General features: G+C 71.4%; 11 protein-coding genes. 1 reads left to right on the top strand and 10 read right to left on the bottom strand.

Translation table 11 applies throughout. From position 1 onward, the window contains the following. Window positions 1–760: 760 nt before the first annotated feature. Together O1Q96_RS16050 and O1Q96_RS16045 are read right to left on the bottom strand one after the other, a co-directional pair. Window positions 761–1,156 (bottom strand): nuclear transport factor 2 family protein, encoded by a 396-nt coding sequence (locus tag O1Q96_RS16050; RefSeq protein ID WP_269248817.1) that lies wholly within the window; start codon window positions 1,154–1,156, stop codon window positions 761–763. Then, window positions 1,141–1,593 carry a VOC family protein gene (locus O1Q96_RS16045; protein ID WP_269248816.1) on the bottom strand — a complete coding sequence of 151 codons (453 nt, stop codon included), beginning with the start codon at window positions 1,591–1,593 and terminating at the stop codon, window positions 1,141–1,143. The genes O1Q96_RS16050 and O1Q96_RS16045 overlap by 16 nt, the downstream gene beginning before the upstream one ends. A 189-nt stretch (window positions 1,594–1,782) precedes the next feature. Between O1Q96_RS16045 and O1Q96_RS16040 the strand changes: the two genes are divergently transcribed. Then, window positions 1,783–2,817 carry an aldo/keto reductase gene (locus O1Q96_RS16040; RefSeq protein ID WP_269248815.1) on the top strand — a complete coding sequence of 345 codons (1,035 nt, stop codon included), beginning with the start codon at window positions 1,783–1,785 and terminating at the stop codon, window positions 2,815–2,817. A gap of 80 nt (window positions 2,818–2,897) precedes the next feature. Here O1Q96_RS16040 and O1Q96_RS16035 read toward each other — a convergent pair whose 3' ends face one another. The 8 genes from O1Q96_RS16035 to O1Q96_RS16000 form a co-directional block, all read right to left on the bottom strand. Further along, entirely contained in the window at window positions 2,898–3,812 is a 915-nt protein-coding gene (locus O1Q96_RS16035) for an ABC transporter permease (protein WP_269248814.1), read from the bottom strand. Further along, complete coding sequence (locus O1Q96_RS16030) at window positions 3,809–4,987, bottom strand: ABC transporter permease (RefSeq protein ID WP_269248813.1); 1,179 nt, start codon at window positions 4,985–4,987, stop codon at window positions 3,809–3,811. The genes O1Q96_RS16035 and O1Q96_RS16030 overlap by 4 nt, the downstream gene beginning before the upstream one ends. Then, window positions 4,984–6,540 carry an ABC transporter ATP-binding protein gene (locus tag O1Q96_RS16025; protein ID WP_269248812.1) on the bottom strand — a complete coding sequence of 519 codons (1,557 nt, stop codon included), beginning with the start codon at window positions 6,538–6,540 and terminating at the stop codon, window positions 4,984–4,986. Before O1Q96_RS16025 ends, O1Q96_RS16030 begins: the two co-directional genes overlap by 4 nt. Window positions 6,541–6,578: 38 nt before the next feature. After that, window positions 6,579–7,670 (bottom strand): BMP family ABC transporter substrate-binding protein, encoded by a 1,092-nt coding sequence (locus tag O1Q96_RS16020; protein WP_269248811.1) that lies wholly within the window; start codon window positions 7,668–7,670, stop codon window positions 6,579–6,581. Window positions 7,671–7,781: 111 nt separating this feature from the next. Beyond that, window positions 7,782–8,450, bottom strand: coding sequence for a flavin reductase family protein (locus tag O1Q96_RS16015; RefSeq protein WP_269248810.1), 669 nt, complete (start codon window positions 8,448–8,450; stop codon window positions 7,782–7,784). Between the two features lie 13 nt (window positions 8,451–8,463). Beyond that, a complete protein-coding gene (locus O1Q96_RS16010) occupies window positions 8,464–9,843 on the bottom strand; it encodes an amidohydrolase family protein (RefSeq protein ID WP_269248809.1) in 1,380 nt (459 codons plus the stop codon). Then, complete coding sequence (locus tag O1Q96_RS16005) at window positions 9,840–10,862, bottom strand: alcohol dehydrogenase catalytic domain-containing protein (protein ID WP_269248808.1); 1,023 nt, start codon at window positions 10,860–10,862, stop codon at window positions 9,840–9,842. The genes O1Q96_RS16010 and O1Q96_RS16005 overlap by 4 nt, the downstream gene beginning before the upstream one ends. A gap of 252 nt (window positions 10,863–11,114) precedes the next feature. Further along, window positions 11,115–12,341 (bottom strand): PucR family transcriptional regulator, encoded by a 1,227-nt coding sequence (locus O1Q96_RS16000; RefSeq protein WP_269248807.1) that lies wholly within the window; start codon window positions 12,339–12,341, stop codon window positions 11,115–11,117. Window positions 12,342–12,349: the final 8 nt, after the last annotated feature.

Here is a 12,349-nt window from a genome sequence, read left to right as displayed (position 1 = left end):
AATCGGTGGGTCGGCCCCGCGACCGTCGGCGCGGCGCGGACCGAGTCTCCGAGTCTCTCCACGGGAGATCAGGACGAGCTGCTGACGCCGGTCGGCCTCGGTGACTATGCCGGCAAGTACCCTGCAGAGCTGTCCAGGGGCATGCGACAGCGGTGGCCTTCGTCCGCGCCCCCGGTCTGCGGCCGGTGACCTTTCGCGCTCATGGACGAACCCTTCTCCGCAGCACCGAGTACGACGCTCCCGCCACACCGGCGCAGTGCGGACCAGGCCGCGCCGTCCGCGGGCAGGCCCGGCCGGTCCGGCGGGCGTGGCCCGTCCGGCTCAGGCCAGGATCTGTCCCGCGATCATGGCGGGCTCCACTGGCAGGTCACCGTCCCGTTGACGGCGGCTTCTCTGTCGCGACAAGGCTGCCCACGGTCGAGGGCACGCCCGAGGTCCCCCGTGTGCGCGGCCGCAGAAGGAGACGTTCGGCCAGGGCCGGGCACAGACGTCGACTGACAAGGGCGCCCTCGTTCTTCACAGGCGCCGCAGCCCGGGTCACCCACAACCTCGCACCGCGTCGTACGGTCTCTCGATTTCCGGGGGGACGCAGGCGCGGTGCCCAGCGGTGTCTCCAGCGGTTTGCTCGCATGGCGAGCATCTCTCATCCGAGACAGCGTCACGCCCGAGAATTGCCAGTCCGGGAAGGCACGGACACCCCGTCCGCACGAGGGGCGGACGGGGTGTCAGGGGGCCCGGTCTCGGGCGGCAGGAAGGGGCGTCAGGCGAGCTGCCGCTGCACCTCACCGCTGTCCCAGTAGTCCGTGCGACGCGTGATGAGGCCGCCGGCGACGGTGAACACGAAGACCCCGCGCACTCGTACGGGGCGGTCGCCCGCCGACCGCATCAGAAACGTCATGACGTACGGCACCGCGGCCGACTCGCCGTCGACGAGGACGCCCTCGGGCGCGTAGTGCAGGTCCCCGAAGTTCTCGAGGAACCCGGTCAGCGCGGCGCGGTACTCGGCGCGGCCCCTGCGGCTGTGTCCCAGCGACGACGTGTGCTCGTTGACGAAGTTCTCGGCCACGCAGGCGGCCACGGCGTCGGCGTCGTGCGCGTTCAGTGCCGCGAGGTAGGCCTCGACGGCGGCGCGGGTGTCTTTCAGGACGAGCCCCACTTCTTGCGGACCGAGGTGAAGACCCGCTGGTCGTGGGAGATCTCGACGACGTTGCCGTCGGGATCCTTCAGAGCGCAGATGTAGCCGACGGGTTCGGGCATCTGCCTCGGCTCCCAGTGCAGGCAGCCGAGCTCGCGGGCCCGGTCCGCGAGCGCGTCGACGTCCTCCCGCGCCGGCACCTCGATGCCGAGGTGCGCGAACGGGTGCAGCAGGCCCAGCTGGGCGCCCTTGTCCTTGTTGAACGACACCAGGACGAGTACGAACGGCGTCTCGGCCTGCTGGTCGTTGGAGAGCCAGACGCTCTCGCCGTCGGCGTCCTTGAACCGCTCGACCACGACCAGCGGAGTCAGGGTGGTGTAGAACGCGATCGCCTTGTCGAGATCGCCGGTCGGCAGCGCGACGTGAGTCCAGCGTGCCGAGGTGAGACCGGTGGTCACGGTACCTCCATGGTGAGTGGGTGGGATTTCTTTCGAGCCTAGGTGCGCACGCACCCGCGGGTCGATGTGCTGCGGACACAACACGCAGGCCAGGGATGCTGGCCCCGCGCGACATCGGTTCGCGGCCCGCCGCCGTGCGAGCCTGCGCGAGGACAGCGACAGGGCGTCGGCTGGGAGACGAGGGCAAGCGTGCGCTACCGGATTCTGGGTGGGACGGGCATCGAGGTGAGTCAGCTGTGCCTGGGGACGATGATGTTCGGCGCCTGGGGCAACACCGACGAGGCGGAGTGCCACCGCATGGTGGCGACGGCGCTGGACGCCGGGGTCAACGTCGTCGACACCGCCGACGTGTACGCCTTCGGCGAGTCGGAGGAGATCGTCGGCCGGGCCCTGAAGGGACGGCGCGACGACGTCGTCCTGGTGTCGAAGGTCGCGAGCCGGATGCCCGCCGGCCCGCTCGACCGCAACCGGGGCGGCACCTCCCGGCTGTGGATCACACATGCCGTGGAGGACAGCCTGCGCCGGCTGGGGACGGACCACCTGGACGTGTACCTCGTCCACCGTCCCGATCCCCACACCGACGTCGAGGAGACCCTCGGGGCGCTCAGCGACCTGGTGCGGGCGGGCAAGGTACGGGCGATCGGCTCGTCGAGCTTCCCGGCCGAGGAGATCGTGGAGGCCCAGTGGGCGGCGCGGCGCGGTGGCCGCGAGCGGTTCACCGTGGAGCAGTTGTCGTACTCGCTCCTCGCCCGGCACGCGGAGGCCGCTGCCCTGCCCACCGCGCAGCGGCACCGTATGGGCGTCATGGTCTGGAGCCCGCTCAACGGCGGCTGGCTGACGGGCAAGTACCGGGCCGGCGCCGAACCGGCGGGAGACTCGCGCGCGCTGCGCAACAGCGAGCACTTCGACTTCGCCGACGAGCAGGTGCGTACGCGCAAGCTCGCCGTCGTCGAGGAGCTTGTCCGCGTGGCCGCCGAGGAGGGCTGCACGCTCGTCGAGCTGGCGCTGCGCTTCGTGCTCGCCCATCCCGGTGTCACCTCGGCCGTCATGGGCGCGCGCACCCACGACCAGCTCCTGTCGCAGCTCACCGCGGTGGACCGGCCCTTGTCGACCGAGGCGCTGGACAGGATCGACGCGCTGGTCGCGCCGGGCAGCGTCCTCAACCCGCTGGACGTCGGCCACACGCCGCCGGCGCTGGAGACCGCGGCGCTGCGCCGACGCTGACGGCGGTGCCGCACACCCACGGCGGATGCCGGCCCCGCGCCTTCGCGGGGCCGGCATCCGCCGTCGCCGGACCTGGCCCGTCACGTCGACCCACGCTCGAAGGGACGGCCGAGCGCGCCGGGTTCCCGGTGTTGCGTGGCGAACAGGAGCATGGCCAGCAGCGCCAGGAGGTACGGGGCCGCGACGAGCAGCTGGGCGTTGAGGGTGACGCCGAGTGCCGGGAGCGCCAGGCGCATCGCGTCGGAGAGGCCGAAGACCAGGCAGCCGAGCATGGTCCGGCCGAGCCGCCACGCCCCGAAGATCACGGCGGCGATGACGAGGTATCCGCGCCCGGCGGTCATGTTCTGGTTGAACGATCCGACCTCGCCGACCGCGAGGTAGGCGCCACCGAGACCGGCCAGAGCGCCGGCCCACAGCAGAGCCTGCCGGCGCCGCATGTTCACCTTGATGCCCGTGACGTCGGCGGCCTGAGGGTTCTCCCCCACCGCCCGCAGTTCCAGGCCCCAGCGGCTACGCTCCACCAGCCACCAGGTGAGCGGCACCAGCGCGAACAGCAGGAAGGCCGGCCAGCGTTCGGAGAACAGCGGCTTGCCGAGGAGGGGGATGTCCTGCAGCAGCGGGATCGACAACACGTCTACCTGGTGCGAGACGAACTCGTTCGTCGTGATCAGGTAGCTCGTCAGCCCGAGCACCAGCGCGTTCAGCACCAGGCCGACGACGAAAGTATTGATCTGTGCCCGGTGGGAGAGGTTGCCGTGCGTGAAGCCGAGAACGAGGCCCGTCACGACGCCCGCCACGAGGCCGGCGGTGGCGCTGCCGGTCGCGCTCGCGGTGGCGATCGAGGTGAACGCGGCGCCGAGCATCATCGCCTCGACGGAGATGTTCATCGTGCCGGCGCGCTCGGCCACGTACTCACCGCAGGCGGCGAACGCCAGAGGCACGGTCAGCCGGACACCGCTGGCGAGAATGGTGGTGGTGCTGTCCAGAACGCTCACGCGGCTGCCTTCACCTTGGTCGGGACTACGGACAGGCCGGGCGTCGCCCGCGGTGTGGCACCGCGACGCCGGCGGAAAAGATCGACGAGCACGGGAGGCGCGACGAACGCGAGGACCAGCAGTGCTTTGACGACATCGACGAGGTAGTACGGCACGCCCGTGGCGGAGAGGAAATCGCCGCCCGCGCGCAGTACGGCGAACACCAGCGACACCGGGATCGCGACCAGGGGCCGGTTGCGTGCGACGAGCGCGACGAGCAGACCGTCCCAGCCGAAGTTGTCCGAGAGCCCGGCCTGCAGGCGGTTGGTGCCGACCGGGCTGACCAGCAGCAGCCCGCCAGCCAGCCCCGCGAAGGCTCCGGACAGTGCCAGGGCGAAGCCGCCGAGCGCGGCCACCCTCACTCCGGTGTGCTTGGCGGTCAGCGGGTTCAGTCCGAGCATGCGCACCCTGAAGCCCCACCGGCTGCGGGTGAGGACCACGGCGACACCGACAGCGGCGACGAGGGCGATGAACAGGCCGATGTTCCACTGCACCGACGGGTACTGCCCGAAGCCGCCGAGCCGGGCGCCTGCCGGCAGGGGGTTGGACGCCGCGTCGGTGATGCCCGAGGAGCCCTGCGCGCTCTCCTGCAGCCACGGCGTGCTGACCGCGAACGTGACGAGCTGGATGGCGAGGAACGTCATCAGCAGGGTGCTCACCGGGACGTTGACGCCGCGCAGGCGGAGCATCACCGCGCTGAGCGCGGCCCAGGCGCCACCGCCGACGGCCGCGGCGACCAGCACCACGACGACCAGCGTCGGGCCGGGCACGGCCAGCCGCAGCCCGACCCATGCTCCGACCAGGCCGCCGATGAGGACCTGTCCCTCCTGGCCGATGTTGAACGTGCCGGCCGACGCGCAGACGCACGCACCGACCGCGACCAGCAGCAACGGCGCCGTGTTGAGGAGCGTCGTCGTCCATCCCGTCGCGTCGGCCAGACTTCCGGTCCATATCGCGTCCGCCGAAGCACTAGGCGAGCCACCGGTCAGTACGAGCAGCAGCGCGGAGGCGCCCGCGGCGACGGCGACCAGTACGGCGGTCAGGCCCGCCGTCATCCAGCCGTCGCGCCCGGGCCGAAGCCGGGCGAGGAAGCGCCGGGCGAGGTCGTCCCCGTCCGTCAGCGAGGCGGCACTCATGCGGCCTCACCGCCGACCAGCATGCCCAGTCGCTCGGGAGTCGCCTCCGAGACGGGGAGGGCTCCGGTGATCCGCCCGGACGAGATCACCGCGATCCAGGTTGCAAGGGCCATGACTTCCTCGAGTTCGGTGGAGATGAGCAGCACTCCGACGCCGTCCGCGGCCGCCCCGCGCAGCCGGGCGTACATGTCCTCGATGGCGCCGACGTCCAGCCCGTGGGTGGGCTGCGCGGCCACCAGGACGCTGGTGTGACCTGACAGTTCCCGGGCGAGTACGACGCGCTGCTGGTTGCCTCCGGAGAGGCTGCGCAGCGGCGCGTCGAGCGAGGGCGCGCTGATGTTGAACTCGTCCGCGAGGCGACGGGCCTCGGCGTGCATCGCGCTCCGGCGCAGCAGGAACCGGCCGCTGAGTTTGTCGAGCGACTTCATCGTCAGGTTTTCGGTGACACTCATGTCGAGGACGACGCCGCTTTGATGCCGGTCCTCCGGCACGATGCCGAGACCGGCCTTTCCGAGCGCGCCGGGCCGGGTCACGTCGACCCTGCGGCCGGCGACCTCGATGGTGCCGGTGGTCGGCGGGACCAGCCCGGCGAGGACTTCGCCGAGCGTCGCCTGGCCGCTGCCCTCGACGCCGTAGAGGGCGCAGATCTCGCCCTCGCCCACGGTCAGGTCGACTCCTTGAAGAACCTTCACCCCGCCCTTTTCGACGGTGAGCCCGGCCAGGCTCAGGACGGGCGGGGGCCGGTCGTGGGCCCCGCCCCGGCCCGTGCGGGTCGTGTCGACCGGCAGCAGGCCGAGGGCGGCTCCCTCCTCGTGCAGCGACACGTCACGGCCCACCATCTGGCGGGCCAGTTCCGGCGCGGTGGTCTCGGCGGTGACCGCCCGGAAGGCGACAGCGCCCTTGCGCAGGACCGTCACCCGGTCCGTGGCCTGCACGATCTCGGCGAGCTTGTGGCTGATGAGGATGACGGCGCGGCCCTCCTCCTGCACCACCCGGCCGAGCACGGCGAACAGCTCCTGCGACTCGGCCTGGGTCAGCACCGAGGTGGGCTCGTCGAGGATCAGGATCTGAGGGTTGCGCCGCAGACACTTGACCACCTCGACGCGCTGCCGCTCGCCCGCCGAGAGCGCGTCGACGCGCGCCTCGGGGTCGACCGGCAGCCCGTACCGCGCGGCGACCTCGGCGATGTCGGCGCAGATGGCCTGCTTGTTCACCGCGCCGGTGTCGCCGAGTGCGACGTTCTCCCACACGGTGAGCCCGTTGATGAGGCTGAAGTGCTGGTGCACCATGCCGATGCCCAGCTCGGCCGCCTCCTGCGGGCTGTCCAGCGCGACCTGTTCACCGCGCACCAGCACGGTGCCGGCGTCGCGCCGGATCAGTCCGAGCAGAACCTTCATGAGACTGGACTTGCCCGCCCCGTTCTCGCCCAGGAGACCGTGGATCTCGCCGGCGTCGACGGTGAGGTCCACGGCGTCGCAGGCCGTGACGGACCCGTAGGACTTGGTGATGCCACGCAGCTCGAGGATCCGGGCCGCTGAGGTCGTCGGTGTCATCGCGTGTGAATCTCCTGGGTCGGTGTCGGCACGGTCGGTCAGCCGAGGCGCTTGACCTCGGCCTCCGGGTCGATCTCCTTGTTGCCGATCTTCTTCATGAACTCCGCCAGCCGCTGGTCCTCGTCGCCCTGGCCCTTGCAGATCTTGATGGTCGGGTAGGGGTCGACGCCCAGCTGCCACACGCGCGGCGTGCCCATCTTCAGGTCGTCCTTGGCGAAGTCCTCCAGCGCGGCCCGGAAGTAGTCACCCGGGCTGAAGATCACCGAGATGTCGAACTTCGGGCTGGTCGAGGCGCACCGGTCGGTGCCCGGAGTGAGGGTCAGCACGCCGCTCGCGTTCGCCACCTGCGCCGCGGCGTCGGTCGCGCCCCCGAGGTAGGGGTAGATGACCTTGGCACCCTGGCTGATCTGGGCCTGGATGGCTTCCTTGGCCTTCGCCGAGTCGTTGAAGTCACCGGTGTAGGTGCTCACCAGGGTGGCCTTGGGGACGACCTCCCGGATACCGGCGAGGAATGCCTTCGCTCCCAGGACACTGAAGTCGGCCTTGATGCCGGTGACGAATCCGGCCTTGGTGTAGCCGCCCGCCTTCATCTTCAGGCCCGCGGCGTAGCCGGCGGCGAGCATCGACTGGTTGGGGTTGTCGGAGGACAGCATGATCCGCGGGGTCTGGTCGATGTTCGCCGACGACGGCACGTACCAGGCGGTCTTGGCGCAGACCGGCTCCTCGGAGGCCGGGATGGCGGCCTTGAGCTCACTCGCGGCGAGCGCGACCATGTCGACGTGCTGCTGGCACAGCGCGCGGGCGGCGCTGAGCGCGTCGCTCGCGGGCACGCTGCCGCGCTTGATGACCGTCCAGCTCTTCTCCTTGGCGTAGGCGTCCGCCGAGTCGACGAAACTCTCGTAGTAGCCGCGGTCGTTGATGTCACCGGGGCTGAGGACACCGATGACGACCTTGCCGTCGCCGTTGACGTCGGGCTCGTTGAGGCCCGATCCGCCGCTGCCGCCAGTGGCCGCGGCGGTCGCCTTGGGTGCCGTCGCGTCGTTGCTGGCGCAGCCGGAGAGCGCGAGGGCTCCTGTGAGGGCGAGGCCGAGCGCCGCCCTACTACGCCAGAGAGATCTGCCTGCAGTCATGTCTGCGGTTCCGTTCGCTGGGTGGCACCGCCCTGTGGAGGCGGTGGTGACTTCGGAGGGAGTGACTTCGCGGGGGGGGTGACTTCGCGGGGGGACTTTGCGGGGAGTGGGTCAGTTGGCGGACCGGTCGGCCCGGTCGAGCTCGGCGTAGGAGACACGCGCCTGGTGGAAGATGGACTCCTCCCCCGCGGCGACGAACCACGGGAAGCCCATCCGCCCGACCGCTCGGACCCGGGTGGGGTCGACGCGGCCCGGGGCGGACATGAGCGAGTCGTCGGTGGTGATGCAGACGACCTCGGCGAGGACGATGTGCACGCCCGAGAAGCAGGAGGTGTGGTCGCCGCGGTCGATCACCTCGTGCACCCGGCACTCCAGGTGCGCGGGGCTGTCGGCCAGCGACGGCGTGTCGACGACCTGTGAGGGCACCGATCGCCAGTCGGCGACGTCCATCTCGCTGACACCGCGAGGGTATTCGCGGGCCACCGCCTCGATGTGCTCGGCGATCTCGGCGGTGGTGACGTTGACGACGAACTCGCCCGTGCGCTCGATGTTGAGCCACGTGTCCTTCGGCTCACGGGTCGCCTCCCGCTGGGCGCCGATGGTGACGGCGATCAGCGGGGGCTCGCCGCTGACCGGCATGTAGTAGCTGTACGGCGCGACGTTGACCCCTCCGTCCGGGTCGAGTGTGGTGATCATCGCGATCGGCCGCGGTACCACCAGTTGTGAGAGCAGGCCCTGCTTCTGTGCCGGGGAGCGTCCTGACATGTCGATGACGTTCAACGGGTGGTCTCCTTCACGGGGTGCCCGCCGGCTCTGTCGGCCAGGTCGGGCGGGGCTTGATGCCGGCGCGCCGCAGGAGGGCGGCGGACCGCTCGGCGGCGGCCTCGGCTACGGCGGTGAGGTCGATGCCGGTCGGCTGCCGGTCGCGGACGACCACGCGGCCGTCGACCAGCACGTCACGGACGGTGCGCGACACGTGGCCCCAGACGAGCTGGCGGGCCAGGTCGCCCCGCGGCATCCAGGCGGGGTCGCTGGTGTCGAGTACGACGAGGTCGGCGGCCTTGCCGACCTCCAGGGAGCCGGTCCGCCCGCCCAGACCGACCGCTTCGGCGCCGTCGACCGTCGCGAGCGCGAACGCCTGCTCGGCGCGGATGGGGTCGGGCAGGTCACGGTCGCGTTCGAGGCCGGCGAACAGATAGGCGGCCAGGAGGATGTCCGGGGCGTCGCCGGCGTTGTGGGCGTCGCAGCCCAGGGCCACCCTGCCTCCCCTGCGCACCAGCTCGGCGTGGCGCGAGGCGCGGGTGTAGCCCTGGGCGAGGCGCAGGTAGGCCCCCGGGCAGGCGGCGACGGCGGTACGGGTGTCAAGGATCGCGTCGACCTCGGCGTCGTCGAGCCACACGGCGTGCCCCAGCAGCAGGCGCGGGCCGAGTACGCCCAGTTCTCCGAAGTGGACCACCGGCCGGCGCCCGCAACGCTGGGCGTAGGCCTCGATGTCGGCGGGCCCGGGCGAGACGTGCCAGGTCAGTCCGGTGTCGAGCCGCTCGGCCAGGTTCGCCGCTCCGGTGAAGAGTTCGTCGCTGGCGAGGTCGTGGCCGACGAGTGTCACCCATCCGGTGACCGGCCCGGTGGCCGGCAGGGACTTGACGATGTCCTCCTGCCGGGCGAGCACCTCGTCGGCGGGTGCGCCGAACGGCACGCCCTCGGCGTCCCAGCCCCAGCCGCCGACCCGGGCGCGGATCCCCGCGGCGGCCAGCCCGGCGGCGACCCGTTCCGGGTAGGCCACCGTGCCCGGTTCCAGCACGGTGGTGATGCCCCGGGACAGGCACTCGACGGCGGTGATTGTCGCCGCGAGTTCGTCGTCGTCACCGTCGGCGTGGGCGTGCAGCGGGACGATCCAATCGAAGATCGACTCCTGCGAGCTGATGTGGTCCGGGATCGTGCTGCGTACGAGGGGGTCGACGGTCGTGTGCTGGTGGGCGTCGACGAGGCCCGGGATGACGACACAGCCCGTCGCGTCGATCTCTCTCGCGTCCGGGAAACGGGCGCGCAGGTCCTCGGTGGTGCCGAGTGCGGCGATGCTGTCCCCGGACACGGCGATCGTCGCGCCGGTGAGGACCCGCCGTGCGGAGTCCATGGTGACGATGTCGCCCCCCACGATGAGCAGGTCGCTCATGGCGTGATCACGACCTTTCCTATGGTGTCGCGGGCGCCGAGCACGTCCCAGGCGTCGGCGAGATCATCGAGCGGGAAGCGGGCGGCGGTGGGAAGGTGCAGGCCGTCGGCGAAACAGGCCGAGGTGGCGGCGACGAAGTCGGCCGAGGTGTAGCCCCCGGCGCCCAGCAGTTTCAGGCCACGGTGGAAGACCTCTCTCAGTGAGAAGGAGACCTGGTCGCCGCTGGTGTTGCCCAGCAGCACCAGTCGCCCGCGGATGCCGAGGCAGTCCAGTGAGGTGCGCCAGGTGCCGGTGCCGACGTGGTCCAGGACCAGGTGCGCGCCGGCGCCGTCGGTGAAGGCGGTCACCGCTTTCGCCGGATCCGGTTCGTCGTTGCGCAGGGCCAGGTCCGCGCCGGCCGCGCGGGCCGCGGCCAGCTTCGCGTCGCTGCCCGCGAACGCGACGACCGAGGCACCGGCCTGCTTGGCCAGCGCGATGGCCGCCAGGCTGACAGGACTCGCGGCCGCGTGCACCACGAAGGTCTCACCGGCGTCCAGTGCTCCGACGCTGTGTACCGCGTGCCATGCCGTCGCGAAGGCGGTGGGCAGGGTGACGGCCTCGTCGAGCGACACCGACTTGGGGACCCGTACGATCGATTCGGCGGACGCCAGGACGTATTCGGCCAGCGCGCCCGGGATGTTGCCGCCGAGGATGCGCGGGCTGACGCAGTACGCGCGATCGCCCACCGAGCAACGTGGACAGCTCCCGCAGCCCTGGGTGGGGTCGGCGACGACCCGGTCGCCTGGGACTATGGAGCTGACCGCGGATCCGGTCGCCACCACCGTTCCGGCGAAGTCCATGCCCGGTACGTGGGGAAGACGGAAGCCGGGGATCAGACCGGGCCCCTTGCGCTGCAGCAGGTCCAGGCGGTTCAGCCCGCAGTACGCGACCTCGACGACGACATCGCGCGCACCGCACACCGGCTCCGGGATGTCCTGCGGAGACACGACTTCGGTTCCCCCGAAATCGGTCTGCACCATCGCTCGCACCGCGGCCCTCCTCACCTTTGCCGTCTCGCATTGCGAGGCGGTGGAACGTATTGTGAGGCCACTCTGCCCATGCCGACCAGTGCTGTCAACGCTTGTATGGAAAAACTGGGTTTCGTCGTCGTTTCACCGACTGTTATCGGCATTTCGCTTGCTGTTAAGGCTCACCACGCAGGCCGCGGCGGCGCGTGAGCGGGTGCGGACGCATTGCGACGCACCCCCCTGGCGGCACAGGCCAAGGACGGTTCAGCGTCCGGCGGAGACCGGTTCTTCGTCGTCGCCGCGCAGCCGCTGATCGTCGGCGGCGAGCAGGTCGAGCGCCGCGAGCGCCAGGTGCAACTGCGCCGAGGCGGCGGGAATCAGGGGGTCCGTGCCGAGGAGGTTCTTGATCTGGCGGACCCGGTAGCCCACCGAGTTGCGGTGGAGATGGAGTTGTTCGGAGACGCTCTGCCGGCTGCCCCGCTCGGCCAGCCAGGCACGGAGGGTCGCCATCAGCTCCGGACGCTGCCGGATCGGCCCGAGGTGCGCCTCGGCGTACGCCTCCAGCTCCGCGCGCGGGAGGGGCAACAGCAGCTGGACCACCCCGCAGCCGGCGAAGGTGAGCAGCGGGACGCGCCGGCTCCTGGCCAGCCCGAGCAGCCGTTCTGCCTCGATGAAGGACCGGGCCAGACCGATCGTCGAGTCGGGGTAGAAACCGCTCGCCGCGACGACGTGGTCACCGGCGGACTCGTCGCCGGTCATGAGGCGCAGCCTGCTCTGCAGTCGGGCGAGTACGACCTCGCCCGACACCACCGTCCACGCCGTACGCCCCTCCTGCCGCACAGGGTGCTCCAGCCAGGCGAGGGCGGTGGACCAGGCACGCAGTCGGGAGCCGCTGTAGTGCAGTACGGCACCGGCCGGCGGTCGCCGCAGATCGATCCCCAGTCCCGCGGCCGCCGCGCACACCGAGGGGCTCACCGTCCCGGACCGCAGCGCGGCGACGACGTCGGCCGGTGTGTGCCGCGGCGAGACCTCGGCCGAGGCGTCCCCCGCGCGCACGGCGTCGATGAGGAGCGCGGTGACGGCGGCACCGGCCAGCGCCTGCACCCGCGGATCGGCGGGACCGACGGTCAGCAGCACACCGCCCAACGTCGTCCCCGCTCGTACGGGCAACGCCGTGGCGCACAGCCCGTCGAGCGTGTCGACCACCGGTTCGGCCACGCCGGAGAGCACGCCGTCCGCGACCGTGGCCGCGACTCCGGATCCGCCGTCGGTGGTCGCCAGCGGCACACCCTCGGCGGACAGCAGCCGCACCTGCCGGCCAGTCGCCCGCAGAAGCGCGCGGAGCACGTCCGAGCGCGCGGCGCCGGCGAGCACGGCCTCGGTCAGTTCCCGCTCCAGCCCGGCAGGTTCGCGGTCCGGCCCGGCGGGTTCGCGGTCCGGCCCGGCCCTCTCCCGGGCCGGGCCGGACCGCGCTTCAGCGACGGTTCCCATGATGTCGA

It is taken from the genome of Streptomyces aurantiacus (assembly GCF_027107535.1).
In the GTDB taxonomy this organism is placed as follows: Bacteria; Actinomycetota; Actinomycetes; order Streptomycetales; family Streptomycetaceae; genus Streptomyces.
This window is presented reverse-complemented; position numbering and strand designations above follow the sequence as displayed.